General features: G+C 66.3%; 28 protein-coding genes and 2 pseudogenes. 14 read left to right on the top strand and 16 right to left on the bottom strand.

Annotated elements, in window-relative coordinates:
• The first annotated feature begins 138 nt into the window (after positions 1 to 138).
• On the top strand, positions 139 to 2,556 hold the full coding sequence (locus tag H7J73_RS09495; protein WP_264067061.1) for an AAA family ATPase: 2,418 nt from the start codon (positions 139 to 141) through the stop codon (positions 2,554 to 2,556).
• An 8-nt stretch (positions 2,557 to 2,564) separates the two neighbouring features.
• On the opposite strand, the gene H7J73_RS09490 is transcribed toward H7J73_RS09495, so the two are convergent.
• Positions 2,565 to 4,226, bottom strand: coding sequence for a peptide chain release factor 3 (locus H7J73_RS09490; RefSeq protein WP_264067060.1), 1,662 nt, complete (start codon positions 4,224 to 4,226; stop codon positions 2,565 to 2,567).
• A gap of 92 nt (positions 4,227 to 4,318) precedes the next feature.
• Between H7J73_RS09490 and H7J73_RS09485 the strand changes: the two genes are divergently transcribed.
• Positions 4,319 to 5,599 (top strand): alpha/beta hydrolase family protein, encoded by a 1,281-nt coding sequence (locus H7J73_RS09485; protein ID WP_264067059.1) that lies wholly within the window; start codon positions 4,319 to 4,321, stop codon positions 5,597 to 5,599.
• A gap of 81 nt (positions 5,600 to 5,680) precedes the next feature.
• Here H7J73_RS09485 and H7J73_RS09480 read toward each other — a convergent pair whose 3' ends face one another.
• The 6 genes from H7J73_RS09480 to H7J73_RS09455 all read right to left on the bottom strand — a co-directional run bounded on the left by H7J73_RS09480 (position 5,681) and on the right by H7J73_RS09455 (position 10,276).
• Positions 5,681 to 6,520: a glycoside hydrolase family 16 protein gene (locus H7J73_RS09480; protein WP_276031105.1), complete on the bottom strand. Its 840-nt coding sequence runs from the start codon at positions 6,518 to 6,520 to the stop codon at positions 5,681 to 5,683.
• A gap of 116 nt (positions 6,521 to 6,636) precedes the next feature.
• Positions 6,637 to 6,969 carry a hypothetical protein gene (locus H7J73_RS09475; protein ID WP_264067058.1) on the bottom strand — a complete coding sequence of 111 codons (333 nt, stop codon included), beginning with the start codon at positions 6,967 to 6,969 and terminating at the stop codon, positions 6,637 to 6,639.
• A gap of 109 nt (positions 6,970 to 7,078) precedes the next feature.
• Positions 7,079 to 7,399 carry a putative quinol monooxygenase gene (locus tag H7J73_RS09470; protein ID WP_264067057.1) on the bottom strand — a complete coding sequence of 107 codons (321 nt, stop codon included), beginning with the start codon at positions 7,397 to 7,399 and terminating at the stop codon, positions 7,079 to 7,081.
• A 13-nt stretch (positions 7,400 to 7,412) separates the two neighbouring features.
• Positions 7,413 to 8,438 (bottom strand): NAD(P)-dependent alcohol dehydrogenase, encoded by a 1,026-nt coding sequence (locus H7J73_RS09465; protein WP_264067122.1) that lies wholly within the window; start codon positions 8,436 to 8,438, stop codon positions 7,413 to 7,415.
• Between the two features lie 28 nt (positions 8,439 to 8,466).
• Positions 8,467 to 9,183, bottom strand: a complete 717-nt coding sequence (locus tag H7J73_RS09460; protein WP_264067121.1) for an iron-sulfur cluster assembly protein — start codon at positions 9,181 to 9,183, stop codon at positions 8,467 to 8,469.
• A gap of 31 nt (positions 9,184 to 9,214) precedes the next feature.
• Positions 9,215 to 10,276 carry an amidohydrolase family protein gene (locus tag H7J73_RS09455; RefSeq protein WP_264067056.1) on the bottom strand — a complete coding sequence of 354 codons (1,062 nt, stop codon included), beginning with the start codon at positions 10,274 to 10,276 and terminating at the stop codon, positions 9,215 to 9,217.
• 164 nt (positions 10,277 to 10,440) lie between these two features.
• Here H7J73_RS09455 and H7J73_RS09450 point away from each other — a divergent pair, with 164 nt between their 5' ends.
• Entirely contained in the window at positions 10,441 to 11,940 is a 1,500-nt protein-coding gene (locus tag H7J73_RS09450; protein WP_264067055.1) for an AAA-type ATPase lid domain-containing protein, read from the top strand.
• A gap of 7 nt (positions 11,941 to 11,947) precedes the next feature.
• On the opposite strand, the gene H7J73_RS09445 is transcribed toward H7J73_RS09450, so the two are convergent.
• The 6 genes and pseudogenes from H7J73_RS09445 to H7J73_RS09420 all read right to left on the bottom strand — a co-directional run bounded on the left by H7J73_RS09445 (position 11,948) and on the right by H7J73_RS09420 (position 16,361).
• Complete coding sequence (locus tag H7J73_RS09445) at positions 11,948 to 12,745, bottom strand: N-acyl homoserine lactonase family protein (RefSeq protein ID WP_264067054.1); 798 nt, start codon at positions 12,743 to 12,745, stop codon at positions 11,948 to 11,950.
• Positions 12,746 to 12,877: 132 nt separating this feature from the next.
• The gene (locus H7J73_RS09440) at positions 12,878 to 13,723 is read right to left on the bottom strand and encodes a sulfurtransferase (RefSeq protein WP_264067053.1); all 846 of its coding nucleotides are present in this window, start codon (positions 13,721 to 13,723) and stop codon (positions 12,878 to 12,880) included.
• Positions 13,723 to 14,544 (bottom strand): acyl-CoA thioesterase domain-containing protein, encoded by an 822-nt coding sequence (locus tag H7J73_RS09435; RefSeq protein WP_264067052.1) that lies wholly within the window; start codon positions 14,542 to 14,544, stop codon positions 13,723 to 13,725. Before H7J73_RS09435 ends, H7J73_RS09440 begins: the two co-directional genes overlap by 1 nt.
• Positions 14,545 to 14,559: 15 nt before the next feature.
• Positions 14,560 to 14,901, bottom strand: a complete 342-nt coding sequence (locus H7J73_RS09430; RefSeq protein ID WP_264067051.1) for a GNAT family N-acetyltransferase — start codon at positions 14,899 to 14,901, stop codon at positions 14,560 to 14,562.
• A 28-nt stretch (positions 14,902 to 14,929) separates the two neighbouring features.
• Positions 14,930 to 15,910 (bottom strand): annotated as a pseudogene (locus H7J73_RS09425) (pirin family protein); the annotation flags it as partial.
• 7 nt (positions 15,911 to 15,917) lie between these two features.
• Positions 15,918 to 16,361, bottom strand: coding sequence for an EVE domain-containing protein (locus H7J73_RS09420; protein WP_264067050.1), 444 nt, complete (start codon positions 16,359 to 16,361; stop codon positions 15,918 to 15,920).
• A 90-nt stretch (positions 16,362 to 16,451) separates the two neighbouring features.
• Here H7J73_RS09420 and H7J73_RS09415 point away from each other — a divergent pair, with 90 nt between their 5' ends.
• Positions 16,452 to 17,522, top strand: coding sequence for a phosphotransferase family protein (locus H7J73_RS09415; RefSeq protein WP_264067049.1), 1,071 nt, complete (start codon positions 16,452 to 16,454; stop codon positions 17,520 to 17,522).
• Between the two features lie 37 nt (positions 17,523 to 17,559).
• Here the strand turns inward: H7J73_RS09415 and H7J73_RS09410 are convergent, their stop codons facing one another.
• The gene (locus tag H7J73_RS09410; RefSeq protein ID WP_264067120.1) at positions 17,560 to 17,976 is read right to left on the bottom strand and encodes a WhiB family transcriptional regulator; all 417 of its coding nucleotides are present in this window, start codon (positions 17,974 to 17,976) and stop codon (positions 17,560 to 17,562) included.
• A gap of 149 nt (positions 17,977 to 18,125) precedes the next feature.
• Here H7J73_RS09410 and H7J73_RS09405 point away from each other — a divergent pair, with 149 nt between their 5' ends.
• The 7 genes and pseudogenes from H7J73_RS09405 to H7J73_RS33680 all read left to right on the top strand — a co-directional run.
• On the top strand, positions 18,126 to 18,893 hold the full coding sequence (locus H7J73_RS09405; protein WP_264067119.1) for a helix-turn-helix domain-containing protein: 768 nt from the start codon (positions 18,126 to 18,128) through the stop codon (positions 18,891 to 18,893).
• A 10-nt stretch (positions 18,894 to 18,903) separates the two neighbouring features.
• Positions 18,904 to 19,746 (top strand): C40 family peptidase, encoded by an 843-nt coding sequence (locus H7J73_RS09400; RefSeq protein WP_264067048.1) that lies wholly within the window; start codon positions 18,904 to 18,906, stop codon positions 19,744 to 19,746.
• A 55-nt stretch (positions 19,747 to 19,801) separates the two neighbouring features.
• Positions 19,802 to 20,176, top strand: a complete 375-nt coding sequence (locus H7J73_RS09395; RefSeq protein ID WP_264067047.1) for a DUF4226 domain-containing protein — start codon at positions 19,802 to 19,804, stop codon at positions 20,174 to 20,176.
• Positions 20,177 to 20,240: 64 nt separating this feature from the next.
• On the top strand, positions 20,241 to 21,761 hold the full coding sequence (locus tag H7J73_RS09390; protein ID WP_264067046.1) for a DUF4226 domain-containing protein: 1,521 nt from the start codon (positions 20,241 to 20,243) through the stop codon (positions 21,759 to 21,761).
• Positions 21,762 to 21,770: 9 nt separating this feature from the next.
• Entirely contained in the window at positions 21,771 to 22,079 is a 309-nt protein-coding gene (locus H7J73_RS09385) for an ESX-1 secretion-associated protein (RefSeq protein ID WP_264067045.1), read from the top strand.
• Between the two features lie 17 nt (positions 22,080 to 22,096).
• The gene (locus tag H7J73_RS09380) at positions 22,097 to 22,411 is read left to right on the top strand and encodes a DUF2694 family protein (protein ID WP_264067044.1); all 315 of its coding nucleotides are present in this window, start codon (positions 22,097 to 22,099) and stop codon (positions 22,409 to 22,411) included.
• A 131-nt stretch (positions 22,412 to 22,542) separates the two neighbouring features.
• Positions 22,543 to 22,905, top strand: a pseudogene (locus H7J73_RS33680) (PIN domain-containing protein); the annotation flags it as partial.
• On the opposite strand, the gene H7J73_RS09370 reads toward H7J73_RS33680, so the two are convergent.
• A complete protein-coding gene (locus H7J73_RS09370) occupies positions 22,903 to 23,043 on the bottom strand; it encodes a hypothetical protein (RefSeq protein ID WP_264067043.1) in 141 nt (46 codons plus the stop codon). The pseudogene H7J73_RS33680 and the gene H7J73_RS09370 sit on opposite strands and share 3 nt — an antisense overlap.
• A 37-nt stretch (positions 23,044 to 23,080) precedes the next feature.
• Positions 23,081 to 23,224 (bottom strand): hypothetical protein, encoded by a 144-nt coding sequence (locus H7J73_RS09365; RefSeq protein ID WP_264067042.1) that lies wholly within the window; start codon positions 23,222 to 23,224, stop codon positions 23,081 to 23,083.
• 145 nt (positions 23,225 to 23,369) lie between these two features.
• On the opposite strand from H7J73_RS09365, the gene H7J73_RS09360 reads away from it, so the two are divergent.
• The 3 genes from H7J73_RS09360 (at position 23,370) to eccB (ending at position 26,913) form a co-directional block, all read left to right on the top strand.
• Complete coding sequence (locus H7J73_RS09360; RefSeq protein WP_276031040.1) at positions 23,370 to 24,761, top strand: DUF5631 domain-containing protein; 1,392 nt, start codon at positions 23,370 to 23,372, stop codon at positions 24,759 to 24,761.
• A gap of 90 nt (positions 24,762 to 24,851) precedes the next feature.
• Positions 24,852 to 25,172 (top strand): DUF2710 family protein, encoded by a 321-nt coding sequence (locus tag H7J73_RS09355; protein WP_264067118.1) that lies wholly within the window; start codon positions 24,852 to 24,854, stop codon positions 25,170 to 25,172.
• A 244-nt stretch (positions 25,173 to 25,416) separates the two neighbouring features.
• Positions 25,417 to 26,913: a type VII secretion protein EccB gene (gene eccB / locus H7J73_RS09350; protein WP_264067040.1), complete on the top strand. Its 1,497-nt coding sequence runs from the start codon at positions 25,417 to 25,419 to the stop codon at positions 26,911 to 26,913.
• Position 26,914: the final 1 nt, after the last annotated feature.

Here is a 26,914-nt window from a genome sequence, read left to right as displayed (position 1 = left end):
AATCTGAGTGAAATCAACGCGGCCCACGAGGCCGTCGAAACCGGCACCGCCGCAGGGAAAGTCGTCATGGCAATGAGCTGACCAGCGAATAAGGTCAGAGTCTGAGACGATCCCTACGGAGGAAGAGGGGGTGAGAAGGTGCCCGGGCGCGAGATCGTGCTGACCGAAGAGTTCAGCAGGGCGCTGGCACTCCTGCGCGAACGACGCCACCTCTTCGTCACGGGTAAGGCCGGCACCGGTAAGTCGACGTTGATCCGGCAGTTCATGGCGGACTCGGAGCGCAAGGCGGTGGTCGTCGCACCGACCGGCGTCGCGGCACTCAACGTCAACGGCTACACGATCCACCGGTTGTTCGGCTTCACCGCCTGGATGACGGTGGAGGATGTTCGCTCCGGCCGATACCGCCCGACCCGGTTCGCCGAGACCCTGGCCTCTCTGGACACGCTCATCATCGACGAGGCGTCGATGGTTCGGGCCGACCTGTTCGACAAACTGGCCGCCGCGCTCAGCCGATTCGGCCCTGAGCCCGGGACGCCGTTCGGCGGCGTGCAGATCGTGCTCGTGGGGGACCTCTACCAACTGCCGCCGGTGATGCAGGAAGCCGAGGCCGAGTTCTTCGCCACCCGCTACGCGACCCCCTACTTCTTCTCCGCCGACAGCTTCCGCCGCGAGGACTTCCCGACTGTCGCGCTGACCACCGTGTTCCGCCAGTCGGGCGACGACGGGATGACCTCGATCCTCAACGAGATCCGCGAAGGCATCCTGCTGGGGCACGCGCAGAGGCAACTCAACGCCCGCACCGATCCGTTCTTCGTGCCCCGCGACGACGAGTTCTGGCTGACCCTGGCACCGACTAATCGGTTGGTGACGGCGCGCAACCGCGAAAACCTCGATCAGCTGCCCGGTGCTGAGGTCCACCACCGCGCCACGCTGACGGGCGACCTGAGCCTGTTCGATCCGCCGGTCGACGACGAACTCCGGTTCAAGGTCGGTGCGCAGATCATGATGGTCAACAACGACGAATCCGACCGCTGGGTGAACGGTACGATGGGGCGGATCAGGGATGTCATCGACGGCGAAAAGCTGCTTGTGACAGTGGAATTCAATGACGGCTCGGTGGCCGACGTCGTTCCACAGACCTGGGAGGCGACGCGGCCGGTCATTGCTGGCGGGGCACTGCGCCACCAGGTCGTCGGCTCGTTCACCCAGTTGCCGTTCAAGTTGGCGTGGGCGATCACGATCCACAAGAGCCAGGGCCAGACCCTGGACCGGGTGGTCGTCGACCTGACCGGCGGGACCTTCTCCTCCGGCCAACTCTACGTCGCGCTCAGCAGGTGCACGTCGATGCGTGGGCTGGTCCTCAAGCGGCCGGTCCTGCCCAAGGACCTCAAGTCCGATCGGCGAATTGCGCGCTTCCTGAATTCGTCTGTGCGACATGGAAACAAGCGTCGCTACTGCGCTGTCGAGGTGCTCACCGTCGGCGACGAGGGCAGGATGTCACGGCCGCGCCCGGTCGAACTCGCGGTGGCGTTTGACGACGGAACCGCGGTCAGCACCGTGATCAATCCGCAGTGCGATCTCGCCGACGCGCGTCAGGCCTTCGGCATTTCCGCCTCGGATGTCCTGCTGGCGCCCACGCTGGCCGAGGCATGGAGTGTGATCGCTCCGATGCTGGTGGGCTGCACGCCGGTGGGTTTCCAGATCGACACCACGATGGGCATCATCGACTTCGAACTCAAGCGGCTCGGGCATGTCGTGGTGATGCCGTTGGGCGTCGAGGTGCCCTCTGCGGGGTTGACCCCCGAACAGCATCGGGCCCGGTCGGGCCGCACCGCCCTCGAGCGGGCGCGTGTGGCGTTGGACGCGCTCACCGCATCCGGGTACACGGATGCGGGTTCGACGGAGTTCGCGCAACCTCGGCTGGCGCCGCCGCTTTCGGGCCATCTGGTCAGTCGTGATCACCGGGCGCGCACCCCGACGTCGCTGCAGCTACCCGCGGTCTCCGCACTTCTGCAGGTGAGCCAGCACATCGGTGGGACTCTGCTGGGCAGCGTCGACGTCGAGCAGGTGAGGGCTCAGGCCGGGGCGATCGTCGAGACATCATGGCTGGCGGCGGCCCGGCATTCGGTCGCCGAGCAGCTCAAGGCTGTCGCGAAGCGCGCCCGGCTGACCGACGAGTCGATCCGGCGATTGGAATCGGCGTCGGCCCTGCTCGGTATCGAAATCATCGACAGCTCAGTCGAATCGGAGTGGGCGGGCCCGGACATCTCCGCTGTGCTGAACCCGGGGGCGCGGGTCACCTTCACCGGCACGGCGCAGGATTCTGCTGGCCGACCGGTATCCAAGGACGAGCTTGCGACGATCGCCAAGGCCCGAGGGCTGGTGCCGGTCAAGACGGTGTCGAAGTGGCAGTGTGAGGCGCTGATAGCCGCCGAGGTCGGCACGCAGTCGATCAAGGCGCGCAAGGCCCAGGAGATGGGCAAACCCGTGTTCTCCGCCGACGAATTCCTCGCGTGGGCGCGGGCGCTGCGCTCAGTCGCGCAGCCGACAGTCTGACTACGCTGTCAGGCGTCGCCCGCGGCCACCAGCGACCACAGGTTCACGTCCGGGTTGTCGCGCTGGAAGCCTTCCAGACGCCACTTGGTGGAGAACAGCGCCAGCAGGACGCCGTCGGTGCGGGTGAACACCTCGACCGACGGCTGATTCTTGAGCACCTCGGCGCCGGCGGCGTCCACGCCACGGGCCACGGTGTACGGCAGGAACTCCAGGGCGATCGGTGCGCTGAGTTCGGTCGCCATCCGGTGGGTGGCAACCTCGAACTGCATCGGCCCGACGGCGGCGAAGATGGGTGCCTGCTCACCGCGGCGGTCTGACCGCAGTACCTGTACGACGCCTTCCTGCTCCATCTGCTCGATGCCCTTGCGGAACTGCTTGTGCTTGCTGGGATCGGTGCCGCGCACAACGGCGAAATGCTCGGGGGAGAAGCTCGGGATCGGTGGATAGTGCACGGGGATATCGCGATACAGGGTATCGCCGGGGCGCAGCGCATTGGCATTGGCCAGTCCGATGACGTCGCCGGGCCACGCGGTGTCCAGCGTCGAGCGCTGCTGGCCGAACACCGACTGGGCGTATTTGGTGACGAACGGTTTTCCGGTGGTGGCGTGGGTGAGCACCTCGCCCCGCTCGAACGTGCCGGAACACACCCGGGCGTAGGCGATCCGGTCGCGGTGCGCGGAGTCCATCCCGGCTTGAACCTTGAAGACGAACGCGCTGAACGGTGACTCGGTGGGGCGCCGCTGACCGTCGACGTCGATTTGCCCGTTGGGTGACGGTGCCAGCTGGACCAGGACGTCGAGCAGCTGATTGACGCCGAAGTTCAGGGCGGCGGAGGTGAACAGGACCGGCGTCGTCGCGTTGCCGAGGAATGTGTCGCGGTCGAAGTCGGAGCCGTCGGCGGACAACAGTTCGGACTCTTCGACCGCGGTTTCCCAATCGACCCCCGCCGAGGCGAGGGCGGCGCCTGGCTCGAGGTGCTCCTCGGGGGCGGCGGTGGCACCGCCCGCGGTGCGGGTGAACCGGATGAAGTTGCCGGTGCGCCGATCGAGAACGCCCTTGAAATCTCCCGCGATACCGACCGGCCAGGTCAGTGGGGTGGGACGCAGGCCGATCCTGGCCTGAATCTCGTCCATCAACTCCAGCGGGTCCCGGCCAGGCCGGTCCCATTTGTTGATCACCGTGATGATCGGGATGCGGCGCAGCCGGCACACCTCGAAGAGCTTCAGGGTCTGCGGCTCGAGGCCCTTGGCGGCGTCGATGAGCATCACCGCGCAGTCCACGGCCGTCAGCACGCGGTAGGTGTCCTCCGAGAAGTCGGCGTGTCCCGGGGTGTCCAGCAGGTTGATGACGCAGTCCTGGCCGGTGGGCGAGGTGTACGGGAACTGCATCGCGGTCGAGGTGATCGAGATACCGCGGGCCTTCTCCATCTCCATCCAGTCCGACACAGTCGAACGGCGGCCCGCCTTGCCGTGGATGGCACCGGCCTCGGTGATGACCTTGGCGTGCAGCACCAGCGCCTCGGTGAGCGTCGACTTACCGGCGTCGGGATGGCTGATGACGGCGAACGTCCTGCGACGTCGCGCTTCGGCAGAGATGCGGTCTTCAGAGGGCCCAGTGGGACCCGTCGACCCAGCGGTTGCGGTCGCGAGACCTGCGGAATTTTCGGTCATTACCCCGTCAATGGTATTGGGCGTCGAGCGGAATCCGTAATCGTCCGCGCCGCGACCACCCTGCTAGCCGGTAGTGCAATTGGGTGCGGGCATTGACGACATCGGTCCCCGAACGCGAAAAGCTCAACGAGTCAAACACTTCCGACCACACCGGGGACGAGATCATGGAGTTCATTTTCAAGGACGAGGCATTCAAGTTCGAGACGCTGCGCGCAGCCGGGTTCGCCGGGGATGCCGGGGCCGATATCGGCGAGGTGATCGTCACGACCGCGCAAATCCCCGAGGGTGACGAGGAAGCGTGGACCGCGGCCTGGCGGGCGATCGCCGTGCGCACCGCTCAGCGCGGCGAGAGCTCGCTGGCGGTCGGCGACCCCGTCAGCGCCAGGGAGGCGTTCTTCCGCGCCTCGAGCTACTACCGGTCGGCGGAGTTCTACTGCCGCACGGATCCGGCGAATGATCCTGCGGTGCGCGACCTTTCGCGGCTTTCGAAGGACTATATGGTCAGAGCGGGCACGCTGCTCGACGGCCCGTTCCGCGAAGTCACCATCCCTTATGCCGACGGCGAGATACCGGCCTATCTGTTCCTCGTCGACGACAGCGGCCAGCCGCGCCCCACCGTCATCTACACCAACGGTTTCGACTCCACCCGCGAAGAGGGCTACTTCGTCATCGGGGCGGCGGCACTGCGCCGGGGCTACAACTTCCTGGCGTACGACGGCCCCGGCCAGGGCGCGATGATCCGCGAAGACAAGGTGCCCTACCGGCCGGACTGGGAGAACGTGCTCGGTCCGGTGGTCGACTACGCGTTGACGGTGCCCGAGATCGACAACGACAAAATCGTGCATTTCGGTTACAGCCTCGGCGGCTACCTGGTGGCGCGCTACGCCGCCCACGACCACCGGTCGGCGGCGATCGTCTGCAACGACGGGATGACGACGTTCTATGCGTCCTACCCGCCGATCCCGGCCGACGTGCTGACCCTGATCGAGCAGGAACGCGACGACGAGGCCAACCCGCTGTTGGAGACGATGGCCAAGGACGACACCAATGCCCGCTGGGGGCTGCAGAACGGGGTGTGGGTCAACGGGGTGTCCACCTTCGCCGAATATGTCCGTAGCACCGCTGCCTACACCCTGACCGACGAGGACATCCACCAGATCCAGACACCGGTGCTGCTGCTCGAGGGTGAGGACGACGCCGTCTTCGCCGGTCAGGCCGCCCACGTCGACGCTGAGCTGCAGGCGGCGAACAAGACCGCGCACCAGCACGTGGTGATGCGCAGCGCGGACGGCGCGGGCGCGCACTGCCACGAAGGCGCGATGTACCAACTGCACCAGACCATCTTCAACTTCCTGGCTGAGACCCTGCGCTGACGACGCTGCCAGGAAGGCTGCCAGGAAATACGAAAGCCGCCCCGGTTGTGCACCGGGGCGGCTTTCGGGTGGGTGGGTGAATTACCAGACCCGGACCCAGTCGACGAGCATGTCGGCGGGATAGTTTCCGCCGGCCGGATCGCCGCCACCGGAACCGCCGACCGCGAGGTTCAGCACCGGGGACAGCGTGTAATCGGGCAGGTTGAAGGGCCAGTCGTCGAGCGAGTTGGCCGGCACCGTGAAGTACGGCTCCATCCCGGGCGCGAAATCGCGCCAGAAGTACATGCCGTTCTGGTCCCAGGTCATCCGCCAGACGTGCCAGGCGTTGTCGATCGGAAACGGGAAGGTCGCGAACGACGTGCCATCCAGGCGCGCGTGCACGGTGGTGCCCGACGGCCAGTTCTGATTGCCGTACCACTCGGCCATGTCGACCTCGCCGCCGACGTTGGGATCGTTGTTGAGCAGCCACCAGGCCGGCCAGCAGCCGTTGGTCAGGCAGTCGAATTTGATCCGGGCTTCGAAGGTGTGCCCGATACCGCCCCAGAAGGTGCTCTGCAGCTTTCCGCCGAAGTACTTGTTGCCCTCTTTGGTGGCCCGGATGACCAGGTTGGAGTTGCCGTCGATGAATACGTTGCGACGGTCGTTGCGGTACTGACCCATGTTCTCGGGCCGGTCCCAGAACACGGGGTTCTTGATCTTCTCGCGTTCGGTGAAGATGACCCACTTCGACGCATCGGGGGCCGAACCGGCCGGGCCGTCGAATTCATCGTGGAACAGATACGCCGGGCCGGGTGCGGCGGCCGGTCCACCGGGCGCCGGTGCGGGTGCGGGACCGGGACCTGCGCCGGCCTCGCCCGGGTCGGCCCGGGCCAACGGTGCGGGAAGCACGGCGCCCGCCGCGGCGATACCCGCCATCACCATCCAGCTGCGTCGATCAATGTCTGGCACAAGTGCACGTTATATCGGCAACCTTGGGCGAGGTGCAATTCGACTGGTGAGTGTCGAGCCGGCGACCGTGCGATGAACACGCGCGCCCGTCAGCCGCCGTCCCCGTCGCGGCCCGAGTCGCCGTCCTGACCGTGGTGCCGGTGGTGCTCGCCGTCGCCGTTCTGGTGGTCCGCCTGCCAGCTGTGCTCACCGCCGCCGTGTCCGTGGTGCCCGCCGCCCTCGGAACCCAGTGCGAAACCGGTCGCGAAGATCGCCCCGGCGACGAAGACGGCGGCGGCTGCGGCGATGACAGCCGCCGCGACCTGAGACAGCCGAGACTTCGGCCGCAACCGCTCCCATCGAGACGGTGTCGGATGGGCAGCGGCTGCGGGCTCGATCGGCTCGGTCACGTGGCCGGGGACTTGATCTGGTTGATCTGTCATGTGGGTGAACCCTTCACAGAGGAGTTGCGGTGCAATGGCATATGCACCAGCCTCGTTCTGCTCCGTGTGACAGAGATGAGAATCAGTGATGACCTCGCTAGGAGGGTGATTACACCCTGATCTCACCCATCTCTCCCCAGCCGTCGGCGTCGATCGACTGGCTGATGATCAGCGGGGTTGAGGCCAGCACGTCGGGCGCTTCGGCGACAAACGCCTTGAAGTGCGCGCTGTTGACATGCTCGCCTCCGGCCTCGCCATCGCGGAACCCCTCCACCAGAACGTATTCCGAGGGATTCTCCAGGCTGCGCGACCACTCGAAGAACAGGTTGCCCGGTTCCGCGCGGGTGGCCTTGGTGAAGTCGGCGACGATGTCGGGGAAGTCTTCGACGAGTTCCGGCTTCGGCGTCCATTTCACGACGATGAATATCACGGTTGATCGCTCCTTAAGGGATGAGGATGGCGCGCCCGCGGACGTTGCCGTTGTCGAGATCGGTGATGGCCGTTTGGAAATCGTCGAGTGTGTACTTCTGCGTGTGCAGGTTGACCGAGCCGCGAGCGGCCAGTGCCATCAGATCGCACAGGTCGTTGTATGAGCCGACGAGATTGCCGATGAAGTTGATCTCGCTGGAGACGATGTCGATGGTCGGCACGTTGATGTTCTCGCCGTAACCCACGACGTAGTAGTCGCCGGCCCCGCGCAACATGGCGACCCCCTCGCTGGTGGCACCGCCTTCGCCGACGAAGTCGACGATAGCCTCGGCGCCGTTGCCGCCGGTCAGCTCGCGGACCTGGTCCACCTGGGTCCCGTCGGCGATGACGCCACGGTCAGCGCCGATGGCCTCGGCCAGTTTGAGCGCCTCGGGATTGCGGTCGACGACGATGAGTTCCGCCGGGGTGAGTGCCTTGAGGACCTGAATCCCGATGTGGCCCAGGCCGCCGGCACCGATGATCACGCACTTATCGCGCGGGGTGAGCCGCTTGGCTGCCTTCGCCGCCGCGTGATAGGCCGTCAGGCCGGCGTCGGCCAGCGCGGCGATATCGGCTGGTTCCAGCGAGTCGTCGATCTTCACCACGCTGCGTGCCGAGGTCTTCAGATATTCGGCGTAGCCGCCGTTGGTATCGATGCCGGGGAATTGGTTTGCCTCGCAATGCACGTCATCGCCGGAGCGGCAGGCGCGGCACAATCCGCAGGTGATCAAGGGGTGGACGATCACCTTGTCACCCTCGGCGACGTTGGTGACCGCCGAGCCGACGGCCTCCACCCAGCCGGCGTTCTCGTGACCGATCGTGTACGGCAACTGGACCTGTGACTTGTCGGCCCACTGGCCTTCGAGGATGTGCAGGTCGGTGCGGCACACGCCGGCGCCGCCGATCTTGACGACGACGTCGAACGGTCCTGTCGGCATCGGCTTTTGGACCTCGGCCATTTCCAGATTCTGGTGATAGCCGACAACTTGGACGGCTCGCATGGTGCTCATGACGGGTGGTTCCTCTCGACTAGTGGGTGAGGGCGGACAGCGGTATGAAGGCGGACGGCTCCCTGACCGTCTCGCTTCCGCCGTCGGTGTAGCGGGTGCGCAACAGCCCGCGGCAGAAATGCGCGTTGCCGTCGATGGAGATACGGGTGGATCTGGCGCGGCGCAGCATCAGTGGGACAGACTCGGGGGTGTACCCGTTGCCCTGGTGGTCGACCATCACCAGATCGACTGGCGTCGTGGATAACCCGATACTCACCCGGCGGCGCAGGAGCGACTCCGTGGTGGCGTTGCCGGGCAGATCGGCGATCGTGACCGTACCGAGTTCGGTGACCGGTCGCGCCGGGTCGGCGCGCAACAGTGCGGTCAGGCAACGCTCCATCGCCGCGGTGTGCGCCTTGCGTTGGAAGGTCACCCGCAGCTCGTCCAGATCGGTCTCGGCTTCGTGGGCGAACGTACCGCGGTAGCCGGCATCGGCTGCCAAACCTCTGTTGATGATGTCCGAGTCGTGATGGTCATCGAGCTCGACGGTGACCGTGCGCGTCCAATCCAATCCCGCCAGAACATCTTTGGCGTCCGACGCCATCAGGTAGGCGAAGTTTGGCGCGCAGAACGACGTCGGCAGGCGGAGGTGCACCTCGACATCGCCGTCAGGCATGACGTCCACCGTGTGCACGAAACCGAGATCGGTGATCGGCTCGTCGAGCTCGGGGTCGATCACCACGCCGAGCGCTCGCATGATCGCGTCCCGCAGAAACTGACGATCCACGTCAGGCCCCCACGAGGTGATCGGCCGTCTCGTCGGCGCCGCGCGGCCCGACGGCGGGCTCATCCGCTGCGTCGGCTTCGGAAGCGAGCCGCAGCTCGGCCGGCACCGGGATGTCGTACATCTTGGCCGCGTTGAGCCCGAGGATCTTCTTCTTCTGATCGGTCGTGATAGGGGCGTATTCGGCCAGCTCGGTGGGGATCTGGAAGTCGACGAACGCCTCCACCAGCCAGCGCGGCGTCCAGATCGCGTAGTCCGACGAGAACTGGATGCGGTCCTCGCCGATCCAGTACAACAACTCGCCCATGATCTGCCCGAAGTACTTGGGCCGGGTGTGGATGAACGGCATCGCGACCGCCAGGCCGGCGTGCACATTCGGTTCCTGTGTCGCGATCCAGCAGAAGTCCTCCAGCCGTGGCAGCCCGCAATGCTCGACGATGAAGTTCAGGTCGGTGAAGTCCGAGGCGACGTGATCGATATCGGCTACGTCGAACGCGTCGCGATCCAGCGGACGAATGGTCGGTCCCTTGTGGACGTGGATGTTGCGTACGCCAAGCTCTCGGCAGACCTCGAAATACCGGTAGGCCCATGGGTCGTCGAGCCGCCAGCCGCGGGACTCGCCGTGCCACTCGGCGGTGTAGAGCTTCACGCCCTTGAGGCCGTACTTCGCAACATCCTCGCGGAGCTGGTCGAGGCCGGCCTCGCCGTTGCGAGGATCGAAGTTGTGGTTGTAGGTCAGCTTGTCGGGGTTCTTGCCGGCGAGTTCGAATGCCTCGTCGGTCTGACCGAAGCCCTTGTAGTAGAACTCGCCCAGCGCCGCGGGCTGGAAGATCGCGTGGTCCACATACCCGTCTTCGAAGAGGTCTTTCATCAGCCGCGCACCACCCTGGTACAGGTAGTCCTCGTAGCTCCAGACTTCCGATTCCGGCGACAGGTTCCGGTGGTAGTCGTAGAAGCAGTCGATGAACTGCTTGCCGTGGATGTTGCGCTGGTTCTCCGGCCGGGCGTCCCACAGCGCAACGTGGGCGTCGACGATGAAGTAGCTGGTGCCGTCCTTGCGATACATGCGGTTTCTCCTGGGTGGTTTCGTCGGGAATTTGATGTGAGAGCTGTCACATCAACTGACCGGAGCCTAGGTGCGGCGGGCGGCGGAGCGGAGCCTCTCTGCGTCTCAATCTGAGACTCTGACCGGTCGATTGACGGGGGTCGCTCTGCGATGCTGGTTGTAACGTGGATCACAGTGCATCAGACGAGCCGTCCGGATTGCCGGACCGGGTGACGCTGCACCAGCTGCAGCACGGCGAGGCCCCAGTGCCCCGCCGATTGTTGGCGTCCTGGCAACGCAGCGAGGAGTACGGCGTCCCGCAGGACACCGTCGAACCGGTTTTCACCGGCACCGATGACCTCGGGTCGTTCTTCTTCGAATGCGGCAACGAGGTACTGGTCGAGCTGCATCGCACATTGGCCAACGAGCCGGTCAGCATGATGCTCACCGATTCCGACGGAGTGGTGCTCAGCCGGCTGAGCGGCGATCACAGCCTGTTGCAGGCCCTCGACGACGTGCACCTGGCGCCGGGCTTCGCATACTCCGAGCGGGAGGTCGGCACCAACGGTCTCGGGCTCGCGCTCGCTGACCGGGCGCCGACGCTGGTTCGCGCCGATCAGCATTACGCGCTCAATCTGTGCACGTTCACCTGCGCGGCGGTACCGGTCCTCGACCCCACCAGCGGGCGGCTTGAGGGCAGTGTCAACTTGACCACCTGGTCGCGGTCCTCCAGCGAGCTGTTGCTGGCGCTGGCGCGGTCGGCGGCCAGCAACACCATGGCGCTGATGCTGGCCAGATCGACGGGACGCCGACCCCGGCAGACCCCACGCGGCCAGGTGTTCCGCGTCGAAGTGCCGCGCCTGGAACCTGGGTCGGGGACCGTGCACGAGTTGTCGGATTCCTGGAACGCCGGGGTCGCCCAGGCCGAGCGGGCGATGGCGTCGGGCCACATCGTCGCCGCCATCGGTGAGCCGGGCGCGGGCCGCTCGACGCTGCTCGCCCAGGCCGCCCGCCACACCTATCCGCGCGACCGGATCCTGTCGGCGAGTGCCCCGGCTCCGACGGACGTCCAGACCTGGCTGGGACTATGGACACCCGAGCTGGGTAAGGACCACACCGCGGTCATCGTCCGTGACGTCGACATGCTCCCTACGTGGGTGGCCGAGCAGCTGCGGGACCTGGTGATGCGCTCCGGCGGAACAACCGCAGTGCCCTTCGCGGTGACCGCCGAACGGTTCGAGGACATTCCGACTGCGTTGGCCGGTCTGGTCGATACCGTCATTCCGGTTGCGCCACTGCGTGATCGGCCCGACGATGTGCTTCCGTTGGCAGCGCATATCGCCCGCCGCGCCCGCGGCCGCGACGTGGTGATCAGCCCGCCCGCGTCCCGGGCGCTGCAGAACTACGGTTGGCCCGGCAACGTCGACCAGCTTTCGCGGGTGGTGTCACATTCCGCGAGCCGCACCGACGTCATCGACGTGGCCGGCCTGCCGCCCGAGGTACTGGCCGGCTCCTCGCGGCATCTGTCCCGCATCGAAACCTTCGAGCGCGGCGAGATCGTCCGGGTGCTGTCCTCGTACGGGGCGCCGACGATGGCCGACGCGGCTCGCGAACTCGGGATGAGCCGGGCCACCCTCTACCGCAAGATCAGTCAGTACGGCATCCACCTTCCGCGCGAGGGCTGACGCGGCGTCAGCGGTGCCCGCCCTCGGGATGCCAGATGGCTTTCCAGACGATCGGGTCGTGGCCGGGGATCAGCCGGGCGTCGCGGCTCTCGGCCAGGCTGATGAGATGCTCGACGGATTCCTGCGCCAGCGGCGCCTCGAGGTCCTCGGCGCAGCTGCCGCATCGCTTGTGCTCGTGCAGGTTCTCCGCCAGATCCGCGGCGTCGGCCGTGAATATCCAGTTCCCCGTGGCGGGTAGGTGCACACCGTAGGACTGATGGCCGGGAGTGTGGCCCGGGGTGGGGATCGCGTCGACGCCGGGGGCCAACTCGGTGGCGCCGTCGAGCAAAACCCACGTGACGTCCTCGACGTCGAGGTAGTCGTCGCGATAGAAGGCGATCTCGCCTTCGGTGCCGGCGGCGGCACGTGCGCGACCGTACTCGAGTTCGTCGCGTTGAATCGCGACCGGAACCCCGGCCGCCGCGAGCAGCGGGATGCCCCCGGTGTGATCCAGGTGCAGATGACTGACAGCGGCCAGGGCGATATCGGCGAGCGTGAAACCCAGTTCGGCCAGCGCGACCTCCAGGGGTTCGCCCGCCGCTGCGCTCGGGTGCCGGTCGGCGCCGTAGCAGGCGGTCAGAAATTCTGGATCATCCAACGCGCGCCGCCCGATTCCGGTGTCCAGCAGGACCATTCCATCGGGTGTCTCCACCAGCGCCCCATAGATGGGAGTAGTGATGGTGTGCTCGCCGCCGCCGGGAACCGACAGCGATTTCGGCACGTACTCGACGCCGAAGTTCAGGGTGTACATCCGCAAGGCCGGCATCGGCACACGGTAGTCGAGTCGACGATGCGCTGCGAGGTACGAGCAGGGTTGAGGAGCGAGACAGTCCGGAGTAGTCGAGTCGACGATGCGCTGCGAGGTACGAGCAGGGTTGAGGAGGGAGACAGTCCGGATTCAGCTCGGGTTGGGCCCCGTCGCGACCGGACGTCCGGGTGCGCTCGACCACTCCGACCACGAGCCCGGGTACAGCGCCGCGTCGTAACCGGCGATCGCCAGGGCGGCGATCTCATGGGTGGCGGTGACGCCCGACCCGCAGTACACGGCGACCGGATGCGAGTCCGCGCCGAGTGCGGCGAACCGCTCACGCAGATCCGCCGCGGGCAGGAAGGTGCCCTCAGCGGTCAGATTGTCGGCGGTAGGCGCAGACACCGCGCCGGGAATGTGCCCGGCGCGCTGATCGAGCGGCTCTTCGTCGCCGCGGTAGCGGGCGGCGGCGCGGGCGTCGAGCAGTAGGTGATCCGGCGACGACGCCCGTTGCGCGGCGCCATCGGCGTCGACGGCAGGCAGCCCCGTCAGGTTGTCGACCGTGATGGTGCCCGGATCCGGTGTCGCGGCGACGATTTCGGCAGGCAGACCGCCTCGTCGCCATTCGCCCCAGCCGCCGTCGAGCAGCCGGACGTCCTCGACTCCGGCCGCGCGCAGCAGCCACCACGCCCTGGCCGCGGCCTGGCTGTTCCAATCGTCGTAAACCACCACCGGATCGCCGGGATTCAGTCCCCAGCGCCGGGCGCTGCGCTGTAGCGCGGCAGCGCTCGGCAGGGGGTGACGGCCCCGCCCGGTGACCGAGTGGTCGGAGAGTTCGGTGTCGAGGTCGACGTACACCGCGCCGGGGATATGCCCGACCAGGTACGCCTTCTGGCCGTCGGGTTCGGCGACGGTCCACCGCACGTCCAGGATACGTGGCGGTGTGCCGGACGAAAGTTGTTGTGCGAGTTCGGCTACCGAAATCAGTACGTTCATCAATGCCCCAGGCTCGGTGGTGTGAAAGCGCCCGCGGGTTGGCCGAGGGCGACTGCGACGCCGGTGCCGATGGGGCCCTGTGCGTCGAAGAGGGTTGCGGTACCGGTGGCCACGCCGGCCGAGGCGAACTGCGCGGTGGCTGCGAGCCCGATGTATTCGCCGACCGGCAGCCGGCTCAGCGTCATCGTGTAGTCGGCGTTGATGAATCGCAAACCGGCTGTGCCCCAGTGGGTCATCGAACTGGTCACCTCACCGGCCATGGCCGCCCTGGTGAACGGCGTGAGCGGTTCCCCCTCGATCAACGATCGGATATCGCGAACCCAGGCGAACTTCTGGGCATGCGACTGTTCCCACTGGTCGGCGCCGACGCCGGGTAACGGCTGGTCGAGATCAGGCCCGTAGGACCACAGCAGCATTGGCAGGTCCGCGCGGACGACCGCCGGCATCGGGGGTATCGGCGGCATTGCCAGCGGGGGTGACCACACCTGGCCGTCGGGATCGTCGCCGCGGCGCAGAAAGAGACCGCTGGCCCGGGATACGACGCTGTCATGCTGCAGGATCACGGTGTCGACGAGGGTGATTCGGCGGCCTTCGCGCTCGATCTTCGTCCGCACGCGCACCGGCGCCATCGGGATGGGCCGCAGCAGATCGACCGTGAGGCGGGCGGGTTGAAGGTCCGGATCGGTCACGGCAGTCTCCAGGGAGCGGGCCAGAAGTCCACCGACGATATGGCCGCCGAGGGTGTGTCCCCAGGGCCCTTGGGCGATGGGGTTGGGGACGAAGTCCGCACCGTCCGCCGTGAAGAAGGCTCGACTGCTCATCACGGTCACGATAGGTCAGCGGTGCCGCTGGGCCATCAGCCACTCGTCGAGTTGTGGAGTGATCGGGTCGACGATGTCGTCGAAGTCGTGATGCTTGGCCACGTAGGCGGCAACCATGGGGCAGACCGCGACGACGTGCATACCGTCGGCTCGCGTTGCCGCGAGCGCCGTCTCGACCAGAATGCCGGCCAGCCCGCGGCCCTCGAATTGCGGCTTTACCTCGGTGTGCAGAAAGATCCGCTGGCCGTCTCGCTCGACGAACGAGGTCAGACCGGCGGGGACTCCGTCGACGGTGATCGTGAACATCCGCGCATGCTGCGTGACGGTGGTCGCCGCGCCGGTTTTGTCTGTGGTCACGGGGCATCCTGTACGTCGGAGGTGGTTTTGGTGGGCGGCGCGGCCGCAGCCGCGTGATGGGTAGCGCAGGGGGCGGCAGGCGGGACGGAACTCCTTGTCTCCCAGGATGATAGCCGCTCACTTCGCCGAACCTGGGATCGTGGGATTGCCATTCTTCGCGGTAGGCGGCGATATCGTCGTGGCTGCGCCCAACGAAGTTCCACCACATCACCAGCTCCTCGGTGAAGGGCGCGCCACCGAGCAGCAGCACTCGGGCAGACCGGTCGCCGGTATTGCGCAACTCCAGCAAGGACGAGCCGACAGGCCGGTAGGCGAGTTCGGCGCCGTCCACAGCCGTATCGTCCATCGCGACCGTGCCCTTGTCGACAAGTACCCCGTGCTCGAACGTCGGATCGACATCGAGCAGCAGGCGGGCACCGGCACCCAGATCGATCTGCGCGCCGAGCAGCGGGGTGAAGGTTTGCACCGGCGAGCTGACACCGTCGAGCGCGCCGAGGAACACCCGGATGACGGCGCCACTCCGCGACGCCGGCGTCGGTACGTGGTGGTCGAACCGACGGTCGGTATCGCGGTCGGTATCGGGTAGTGCCACCCAGAGCTGCACTCCATGCAGCACGGATGTCGCCGCCGTCGACACTTCTGAATGGCAGATGCCTGCGCCGGCCGTCATCAGGTTGAGCTCGCCAGGGCGAACCATCGCGTGTACCCCGGCCGAGTCCCGGTGTTCGACTTCACCGCTGAACAACCAGCTCACCGTCTGCAGTCCGGTATGCGGATGCGGCGGTACATCCATGCCGGCGCTGCTGCGAAGGTCGTGCGGGCCGTAATGATCGGCGAAACACCAAGCCCCGATCAGCGACCGTTGGTGCTGCGGCAATGTCCGCCGGACCAGTAGAGCGCGTGGGCCGCCGAGGGGTACCTCGCGTGGACTGAGGATCTCGATCCCGCCGTCGGTCCCGACCGCAGGCGGGTGGTCAACCTCGGCAGGCTCCCGTTCGAGGTTGCTCATCACTCGATCATGCGGCCGAGACGGCGCCTCCCGCCACCGACCGGGTCATGGCCGCCGCGATCACCTCGAAATCGTGGTCGTTGACCTGGAACAATCCGAAGCGGAAGCGGAAGCCCCACCGTTTCTTATCCTCGATGAAGCCGAGGTGGTCGATCAGGGGCTTGATCGGCGTCTCGGCGCAGTCGAGAAACTCGACGTTGCGTCGGTACGGACGGAAGTCGGCCGATATCTCCACCTGGTAGACCTCGTCCCCGACGAGTCGCCCGATTGCGGTGAACGCTTGCAGCGGGTCACCGTCGGGATAGTCGGTCTTCGGCGAGTAGAAGGCGATCCGGTCGCCGGAGCCCATCCGGCGTAACCGGTCCGGCTTGCCGTGATCGGCCTGCGTGAATCCACCTTCGACGGCGCGGCGCACGTGCTCGCGGCTTACGGTGTTAATCCAGTTCGTCATGTCGCCACGGTAGGAGCGGGCACTGACAGAAAACCCGGCCACCGCCATCGAATTAGAACATGTTCTAATTTTGCGAGGAGGTGCGCCGAGATGACCACCACAGCTGCGATTCCCGCCAGCCCGGCGGAGGTGACCAGCACCTGGCTGTCCGCAGTCCTGGGTGCCGACATCACCGAAGTGACCGTGACCCCGGTCGGCACCGGTCAGACCGGCGCGACCTACCGGGTGACAGCGACCTACGCCGACCCGCAGGCGGCCCTCCCCGAGACGATGATCGTCAAGTTGCCCTCGCAGGAGGAGGAGGTGCGTCAGCGGGTGGCGCTCGCCTACCGCGCCGAATACACGTTCTACACCGAGGTCGCCGACACGCTGACGGTGCCGCTGCCCAACTGGCTGCATTGCGAAATCGACCGCAACGGAGCCGATTTCGTACTCTTGATGGAGGATCTGGCACCGGCGGTGCAGGGCGATCAGATCGCCGGCTGCAGTCTGGTCGAGGCGCGCCTGGCGGTGCAAGCACTGGCCGGGTTGCATGGCCCGCGCTGGTGCGATCCCGGCTGGTTGTCCTTCACCGGCGCGACCATGCCGCGGGCAGACGCCGATTTCGCCAGGGGGATGGGCGATCTCGCGAAGATGGCCGCCGACACCACGATCGGCAGGTTGGGTGACCGGATGTCCGAGGCCGACCGCACCATGCTCGCCGAGGCGGCGGCCTTGGTCGATCCGTGGTTGCTGTTGTTCCCGGACCGCTTCAGCCTGTTGCACGGTGACTACCGCGTGGACAATCTGCTCTTCGATCCGGAGCGCACCCGCGTCACCGTCGTCGACTGGCAGACGCTCACCGTGGGGCTGCCCGCCCGCGATCTGGCGTACTTCGTGGCTACCAGTCTGACGCCGGAACTGCGCGCCGCCAAAGAGCAGGAGTTGGTCGACGCCTATTACGACGCCCTGATTGTCGAGGGCGTGACCGACTATGACCGTGAAACCTGTTGGCAGGACTACATCCTGGGCATGATGCAGGTGCCGTTGCTGACGACATTCGGGTTCGCCTTCGCCGCTGCCACCGACCGCGGCGACGATATGGTGCTCGCCATGCTGGAACGCGGTTGCCGCGCGATCCGCGAGCTGCGCACGCTGGAACTGATCCGCGAACAGGAGTAACTCACGTCTTGCTGGTTTCGGTGAGAGCCGAGTGGCCCTAGGCGGCGCTATACCGCGCAACCGGAGCAATCGGAAGGTGGAACACCGTCGCCACCACTGGCAGCACATCGGATTGCCGGGTCTCCAAGAGCGCCGAATTCTCCGGCAGCTGACGCGGATTGAGCTCTCCGGCTGCGATCTGTCCCAGAACCTCATGGGCCCGCGCGAGTTCGTGGCGCTTGCGGTACTGGCCACCGGGCAGCTTCACACCGGCCCAGACCCCGTACTCGACGCCGGCATCGACGGCATGCGCGGCGCACTTACGTTGTTGCGCCAGCGGGCAGCGGCGCAGGCAGATGGTGCGAGCCTCGACCGACGCCGTTTCGTAGGCACGGGCTTTGGCGGCCCCATCGGTGTCGTCGTCATCGGAGTAACCGAACCAGAGTTCCGGATTGGCTGCGCAAGGCTGGTTCATCGTCTGCCCCTGTCTCATGGAGTGATCAAAGCGTTGACGAAAGCGTATATGCAGTCGAGTGTGTTGGCAACATAAACGACTACAAAAACGTATATATAAAGGGTGATGGGGCTGGCTGTGTACGATCCCTGCATGTCCGGAGCACCATGGTGAGCCGAGAGGCGGCTGGCGCAGCCATCCGGGCACTGCGGGAATCCCGCGACTGGTCGCTCGCCGATCTGGCCGGCGCCACCGGCGTCAGCATCATGGGCTTGAGCTATCTGGAACGCGGCACCCGCAAACCACACAAAGGCACAGTTCAGAAGGTTGAAAACGGGCTCGGCCTGCCGCCGGGCACCTACTCACGGCTGGTGGTCGCGGCAGATCCGGATGCCGAGATCAGCCAACTGCTGGCTGAGAACGCGGCTCCTGAGACACCGCGACAACCGCCGACAACGGTGGTCGTCGACCGCAATTCCGACACCACTGTCTTCGAGGGTTACGCCGAAGCTCAGCTGGAAGCGCTCAACTCGGTGATCGCCCGTTTGCCGCCGTCCACATCAAACGAATACGAGACGTATATTCTCTCCGTGATCACCCAGTGCGTGAAGGCCGAGATGTTGGCGGCCAACTCGTGGCGGGTGGCCGTCAACGCCGGCGCCGACCCGAGCGGGCCACTGCTGGGCCACGTCAAGGCCCTCGAATCGACCAGGGCGAGCCTGCTTGCCCGACTGCCGGACAGTATCGGCGCCCGTTTCGATCAGGCCTGTACCCGGTCGTCATTACCCGAGGCGGTGATAGCGGCGCTCGTCGGCATCACCACTGACGAGATGTGGGACATCCGCAATCGCGGTTACGTGCCGGCGGGCGCGCTGCCACGGGTGCGTGCTTTTGTCGACGCGGCCGGCGCTGATTCCGATCAAGGCAGCCAACGGTAGGAGAACCCGTATGGGGGAGCTGGACATTCTGAGCCGCGCGCACCGGCTTTTCGACGGCGCGCACCAGGTTCTCAATGGGCAGAGTACGGCTGCTCGCCTGGATGCGGGCAGCGATTACTATCAGACCTCCCCACTGGTCGGGCCGAATACCGGTGGGGGACATGACCGTTACGAACTGGCTGTGCAGCGTGGCCGAGAGGCGCTGCGTAGTACCTCGCGCACCGACGCGGTGTTCGCCGCTGTGCTTACCCGCGCTCAGCAGGACCATGCCCTGGCTCGCGCCCTGACCAGACAGGTGCTGGAGGCGGCGCAGGCGGATGACCAGGCACCTGCCGAATCCCCGATGGCCCAACGCGAGGCGATGCGGCGTCGCGCGGCTAGGTTGCGCGCTCAGCACGAGCACGTTTCGGCGGCTCGCCGGCAGGCCCGGCGGCGGCTGTTGCTGCTGCGTGCGCTGCGGTACCGGGTGTTGCGCCACCGTGGACGACTCGGTGCGCTGCGGCTGCCGCCGACGAGCAGCCGGGCCGGTATTGCCGTTCGGGCCGCACTGTCCAAGCTGGGCAGACCCTATGTCTGGGGTGCGACCGGGCCCAACCAGTTCGATTGTTCCGGTCTGGTCCAGTGGGCCTATCGGCAGGCCGGAGTGTCGTTGGACCGGACCACCTACGATCAGATCAACGACGGTGTCGCCGTCGCGCGATCGCAGATTCGGCCTGGTGATCTGGTGTTTCCGCACACCGGGCACGTTCAGATGGCTATCGGCAACGGCATGGTGGTGGAAGCACCGCATGCCGGAGCGACCGTGCGAATCAGTCCGCTCGGAGCCGCTGTCGCCATCCGTCGGCCGCTCTAGGACATCGCAGCGCCAGTGAATTGTTGGCGCAGATCAGCCGCGGTACCTTGTGGGCATGGTGGACCAGGCCGGACACTCGGCGACCGCTATCGCGGCGGCGTCGACCGCACTGTCCACGCGTCACGCCGGCCTGACCGAAGCCGATCGTGCGCTCGCCGAGGCAGTTGCCGCCGCGCACGCCGCCACCGTCGAGGGCCTGCGCCGTCTCGACACGATCGAGGCGGATATCGAGTCGGCTGTCGCGCAGCAGGACATGCTGGCGTTGGACACCCCCGCGGGCGCGCATCAGTTTCATCGGTTCCTGCTCGCCAAGCATCGCGAGATCATCGAAATCGTCTCACAGACCGCCGCCAATGCTGAATCGAAAACTGCTGTGCTGCAGAGCTTGTCCGGAAATTACCCGTCGGCGCCGGCGGCCTCCACAGGCTGATCGCAGGTGAATTGTCTGCGGTTGGGCGCCTCGGTACAGTCCGCCTCATGCAGGGTCGACAGCGGTGACCGACATCGTCGAGGTGCGTGACGCCATCGCGCACATCACCGCCCGCACCGGAGACCCGGACGCCTGGCGGCAGGGTCTCAGCGCGGCCGATGTCTCGGTGCTGCTACCGGCGACGGTGATCGATACGGGCGCGTTGACGGGGCTGCTCGCCACCATTCGCGCCAAGCACCCCGCGTTGTTCGATCCGGCGACCGGCGACCCGATCACCCCGCCGAAGCCACCGGTCGTGCCCGGTCCGGCGCCCAGCGGGGAGCGCGGACAGCAGGGCGAGGCGGCCGATGCCATCAAGAAAGCCGAAAATGGTCTGGCGAAACAGAATTCGACGGTAGCCCAAGTCGACCTGCACGTCGTCACGGCGATTCTGAACGCCCATGTCACCACCGCGCACGGCGGTGCCGAGTTGCAGGCCCTGCAGCGGGACGTGGAGGAGGCGGTTCGCGCTCGCACCGATCTCGACACCCCCGCCGGCGCGCGAGATTTTCAGCGGTACCTGATAGACAAACTGCGCGAGATCGGTGCCGTTGTCGAGACCGCACACCTCGATGACACGTCGAAAGCAGCGTTGGCCGGCGCCTGGACAGCTCTGTATGAGTCGGCGAAATCCGGCGTCACCCCCACCGCTGCCCCGACGGTCACCGCCACGGCCCGGCCGGCCTCCGCGTCGGATTCGGTCTTGCCGGCTTACGGGGCGGATACCGCTGTCGCGGCTGGAGATCCGGCTCTCGATCAGTTGCTTGGCGATGACCTGGGGCCGGACGTGGGCTGGCCGGGTACGGCGGGAACCGCTCCGCCGGCGCCCGCTCCGCCGGCTGCCCTGCCCATGATGTCCGGTCTGCCCCAGCTCGGGGGCGGCTCACCCGCTCCCGGCGGTGGCATCGGGGGCGGGCTGCCTGGTGCGCTCGCCGGCCCTCGGATGGACGAGACCCCCGCCGAGTCGTGGCCGACCCGTCCTTCGGGCGGTACCTCGCTCGAGGACCTCCTGCGGGAGGAGGGCCTGCTGGACGATCCGGAAACGTCCACCCCAGAAGCGTCTGATGTCGACGACGAGGTAGGAAGCGAAGGCGGGCCATCGCCGGATCAGCCGGCCCCAGCGGGGCCCACCGAGGTGCACTTGCCCAACGGCGACACCGTCACCGTGGCGAACCCGCAGATCGCCAAGGTGATCGAGGCGGCGGTCGGGGGCACGCCGATCGGTGACGCCTTCCGTCAGCAAGGGATCATCGTTCCGCCCCCGGGGACCGCGGTCGCCCACCCCCTCGATCCGGGCCGCGTCGGTTCCGGCGATATCGGCATGTTCAGCGATCGGCAGGCGCTCGCGCTGGACCGCAGTCGTGCGCTCTTCAACGGGCAGATTCAGCCGGTAGCCAGCGTCAGCGGGCCAAGCTTCCTAGGCTGGCTGCATCCGCCCGGTCCTGGCCCCACCACGCCGTCGGCGTCCTCACCGACCGCAGCACCCGAGAGCCCCAGCTCACCACAGCAGACCCGGCCGGCGACCTCGGCCGGGCGGACAGGATAGGAGACAGCGATGGCCGACATCATCCGCGTCGAACCGGACAGCCTGCGCAATGCCGCGGTTCACCACAGTGACGCCGCGGACTTCCTGCGGACCGTGCCCGCGACTCATGACGCCATCCAGGAGAGCCTCGATTCCCTCGGACCGATCTTCGGAGAGCTTCGCGAGGCGGGCCGGGAACTGCTCGAACAGCGTCGACGCTGCTACGAACAGCAAGCGATCGATCACGCGACGATGGCTGACAACCTCAAACGGTCCGCGGACTACTGGGAAGACCACGAGGCGCAGACCGCCGCCGCGCTGCGCAACGTGCACGACTGACGGGCCATGATCTACCGATGACGGATTCGCTTTCGCCGGCAGAACTCAATCCGGAGTTCGACGCCGTCCACCCCAGCGGTCACATCCTGTTCCGCAGCTGCCGCGGGGGCTACCTGCACAGTGTCGTGCTGACCGAGGCGGCGATGTCGGCCGACGCGGGGTCACTGGCAGAGGCGATCAAACTGACTGCCGACGTGTCGTATCTGAAGGCACTGATGCAGGTGCGGGGCGAGATTCTCGCTGCGGGACACACCCCGTCCGCGGAAGTGCCGACCAAATCGGACTTCGATGATGCGGTGGCGGCACTGCGGGACCACGAGTTGGCGCCGTGAGCACTGCATCGATATATACCTTTTTCCGACCTTGTACATACCTCGATGGAGGTCGGCTCCGATGACAAAGCGCTTGATCGACCCGGCCGACGACCTCCTGGCGGCTGCGTAAAAGGAGCTGAACTCCTCCGGTGTCACCGACACCGTTCGACGCGCGTTGGAGCAGGCCGCCGCGTGTTGTCGGCCCGCAGGCGGCAAGTTGCGTGGCTTCAGGAAGGCGGCCTGGCGTCGATGGCCGACGCCCACGAACGGGACGATGTGTGGCGCTGATCGAGGCCGGTCTGGTGGCGACCACTGCCCAACTCGATGCCGAAGCGCTCTACAGTGCACGCAATCCGACTGACTACGAACAACTCTGGTCCGACCGCCGCGTGGCCTACGAGTATCTGCCGACCAACGACGAGCACTGGCAGTCCGCCCTCAGCGTCCAGCGATCGCTGGCTCGGGGTGGCCGCCATCGGACGGTAGGCATGGCCGACCTTCTGATCGGCTCAGTAGCCGTCGACCATGACCTCACTCTCATCCACTACGACGGGGACTTCGATATCGCGGCCGAAGTCCTTTCCATCCGGCATCGCTGGGTTGCGGAGCGCGGCAACCTCGAGTGCATCCTGATCTGTTCGGCTAGCCAAAGTGCAAGGCGAACAGCGGATCTGTCGGCCCCGAAACTCAGTGCAACCAGTTCTGCACGGTGTCCTCGGGCGGTACGATATCGGCCGGCGGAGCTACTGGATTGGCGCCGAACAGCTCCCGCGCCTTCGCCAGCAGTCCGCGCACCTCGTCCAGCTGCTGCTGTAGCAGCGAATCTTCCATGCCCGCGACGCTACTCACAGCCTGGTCGGTGCACAATTCACCTCACTGGCCACAGGTGTGACGAAGAAATTCCGTGCTGAAGGGGTACTGGGGAGCCCGGTACGCTAACCCGGTGGCGATCTTTCGGAAATCAGCGCGTCAGCGCATGAAGAGGGCCACGGAGCAGGCCCTCTCGGTTCCGACATTTCGGACGCCCAAGGATTGCACGCCGTTGGTCCTCGGCGGCCTGTGGCCGGCGGAACTTGCGCGGGTGACTCCCGAAACCGCCACTATCGCAGAGTATCTCGACCGAGATCTGCGACGGATCGCGACCTCCGCCAATGAGAAGCTGCGCGCCATCAGCGAAGCGGGCCTCCCACCGGACGTCCAGGAGGCCGAGGAAGCCAGGGTCATCAACGTGGCGAGGGCCTTCGCGGTGCTGCGAGCCGAATCGACAATTCGCCAACTCCGCAGGGAACCGCTGGGATTCTCGCCGGAATACCTCAGTTTGGGAACAGCCGCCGAGACGCCGGCGCCGGTCGTCCCACCCGTCGAGGAACCCATCCGAGCGGAACCGACCCGCGTGTTCCCCCGGCCCGAGCCGACGCCACGTCACGCCGCCTGGCCCAGGGAAGAGCTGTCCCGCAACCGCGCCGTCGAGGAAATCGACGCACCAGAGCGCGAGGACGTCTCCGAGGAGGAGTTCCCCCAGGAGGACGTCCCGGTGCCTGTCGAACTCGACGAGGCAGCCGTCGTGCGAGCAGTCGTCAGAGAAGCAGAAGCAGAAGCAGAAGCAGAAGCCGAAGCCGAACAAGAGCCCGAGGTCATCACCCGGGATGCGCCCCGCCCGGTCAGCAGGCCCGAGCCGGTTCTGATCGAGTCAGTCAGCGAAGTCGTCGTACCGCAGCCTCCGCGCGAGTCCGACGAGCATCGGCTGCGTCGGCTCGTGTTGTATGTCGCCAGGCAGGAACCGGGACTCAAGTGGGCGGTCGGGCAGCGTGAGGACGGTACGACACTGCTCGTGACCGACCTCGCCCACGGCTGGATCCCGCCGGGCATCGAACTGCCTGCGGGCGTGAGCCTGCTGGAGCCGGACCGTCGGCGGGGGAGCGCGGCGGCCCTGCTCGGCCCGACTGTGTTGTCGGCGACGTACACCCCGGGCGACTCGTTCGGCGACGCGTCGCAGTTCGGGGCCACGATGGCCTCCACTGTCGCACGCCGGACCGAGCCCGTCGACGACCTCGGCTGGCAGCTGACCGAGCTGACCCACTGGCGCGACGGTCTGCCCCGGATGGTTCACACGATGGCGAAGGCGGGGGCGGCCGGGACCGGTGTGGTCGAGGCGGAACTCGACGTCCTGCGGGTGCATCTGGACACCATCCGCTATCAACTGCTGGCTCGTTACCCCGATGTCGAACCCGCGGTGCTGCTCAACTGCCTGCTACTGGCGGCGACGGAAGCGATTGCCAGTGGTGACCAGACTTCGGCCAACTACCACTTCGCGTGGTTCACGGCGCTGAGTGCGCCACCGCCCAGCAGCTGGGGCCCGCAGAGCTGACGCATATGTTGCTGGCAGTGCACTGTCAGGGTTTTTGCAACGCTGCGACCGGATGAATTGACGCTGCTCGAACAGGGTCGACATACTGGGGTGGTGTCGGGGCGGGCCGTTGATGGTGGGCGCAGTGATAAAGCCCTTGTTGATGAGATCCTGCGCGAATTACGCGCCGCCGCCGATAAATGGGAGGCGTTGGTCGCCGAGGCGGAACGAATTACCTACAGCGTTGATCTCGGGGATATTCACGCCACTGCTAATTCGGACGGAAAACTCGTCGAATTGACACTGAATCCGCGCGTGATGACCGACTACAGCCACGGTGAGCTGGCAGAGCGCCTCAACGCCGCGTTCGGCGCCCTCAGGCAGGAAGCCGAGACCGACAATGCGGAGCGCTACGGGGGACGGCTGCATTGATGGCAACTGAGCTGGGCTTTGTCAGAGCAGGGTCGGACCGCTACGGCTGTGGCCCAAGTGACGATAGTGATCGCGGCTGCCAGTCAGCCGAGGCCAGCTCGGAATTTCCGTCACCGGGTGCCACTGCCGCCCGTTATCGTGGAGCCACGGATGATTCCGGTGCACTTGACGCCCCACGGCCATGGGCAACAAGACAGGTTGCACTTTGTCTGGCCCGAAGTTGTCCGCCGAAAGGATATCGAGCGTGCCGCTGAATCTGTCGAACCGTGACCAGAATTCCGGTCATTTGTTCTACAACAGGCGGCTCAAGGCTGCGATCACCCGGTTCTCCGTACGGATGAAACACGATGACCGCAAGCAGCAGGCCGCCGTCGTCCTGTCGATCGTGTTCATGCTCATCGGCGTCGGTTGGATGGCGTTGCTACATGTGATGAAGCCTGCAGGACTTGTCGGTGACTCGAACATCATCGGCAATCGGGAAACCGGCGCGGTCTACGCCAAGATGAACGGTCGCCTCTACCCGGCGCTGAATCTCACCTCGGCTCGTCTGGCGACCGGTAGTGCCGGCACCCCCACCTGGGTCAATGCCGCCGAGATCGCCAAGTACCCGACCGGTCCGATGATCGGCATCCCCGGCGTGCCAGACGATCTGACGATGAACGGCGGCGGATCGTCGGCCTGGGCGGTATGCGATACCGCGCCTGCCAACGGCACGATCGCACCCCCGATGGTCACCTCGATCGCCGGGCCACTCTCGGCTTTCGGTCGGGCATCCGCAATGGACCCCAGCCAGGCGGTGTTGGCCACCCATGGTGACGGGACCTATGTGATTTGGGGCGGGAAGCGCTCGCAGATCGACCCCGTCGATCGGTCGCTGACCTTCAACCTCGGCCTCGATCCGGGCGTCACGCACCCAATCGCGATTTCCAACGCACTGTTCGACGCGATGCCCGCCACCGAACCCATTGTGGTGCCGGATATTCCAGGCCTGGGTACACCCTCGCAGTTCCTGCCCGGTTCCGTCGTCGGCACCGTTTTGGAGTCGCGGGATTCCGCTGGGACGGTCAGCGGCTTCTACGTCCTGCTGCCCGGCGGGGTACAGAAGATCACCGCGTTCGTCGCGGATCTGCTGCGAACTTCGGTTTCCCAGTCCTCCAGTGCCCCGCAGTTGGTCTCACCGGATAAGCTCGTCGACATCCCGGACCTCGATGCTCTCAACGTCGGGTTCTATCCCGCAGGCAAGCTGAATTTCATTGATACGACCGCAAATCCGGTCACCTGCGTGGGTTGGGAGAAGCAGTCCACCGATCGGCAGGCCAGTATCGCGGTGCTCAACGGCAAGGGTCTGCCGGTTTCGCCGGCGATGGACTCGCATCTGGTGCAGCTGGTCCGCGACGACCGCGACCCGGACTCCGTGGAAGCGGACCAGACGTTGGTCCTGCCAGGTGCGGCGAACTTTGTGGCAACCACCAGTGGCGTGGCGACATCGGACACCAGGGAAAGCCTCTACTGGGTGTCACCGCAGGGTGTCCGATACGGAATCGACTGGGACGACAAGACATTGAAGGCGCTCGGGCTCGATCCAGCCAGGGCCGTGCAGGCGCCGTGGCCCATCGTCCGCACGTTCGCGGCCGGCCCGGCCGTCAGCCGGACCGCGGCGCTACTGGCGCGGGACACCCTGCCCGGCGGCGGAACGGCCGCCCTGATTCCGGACGCTGCTCAACAGAACGCGGGAGGTTAAC

The sequence above is a fragment of the Mycolicibacterium komossense genome, from assembly GCF_025822605.1.
GTDB lineage: Bacteria > Actinomycetota > Actinomycetes > Mycobacteriales > Mycobacteriaceae > Mycobacterium > Mycobacterium komossense.
The sequence above is the reverse complement of the archived record's forward strand: the minus strand, read 5'-3'. Positions and strand labels throughout refer to the sequence as shown.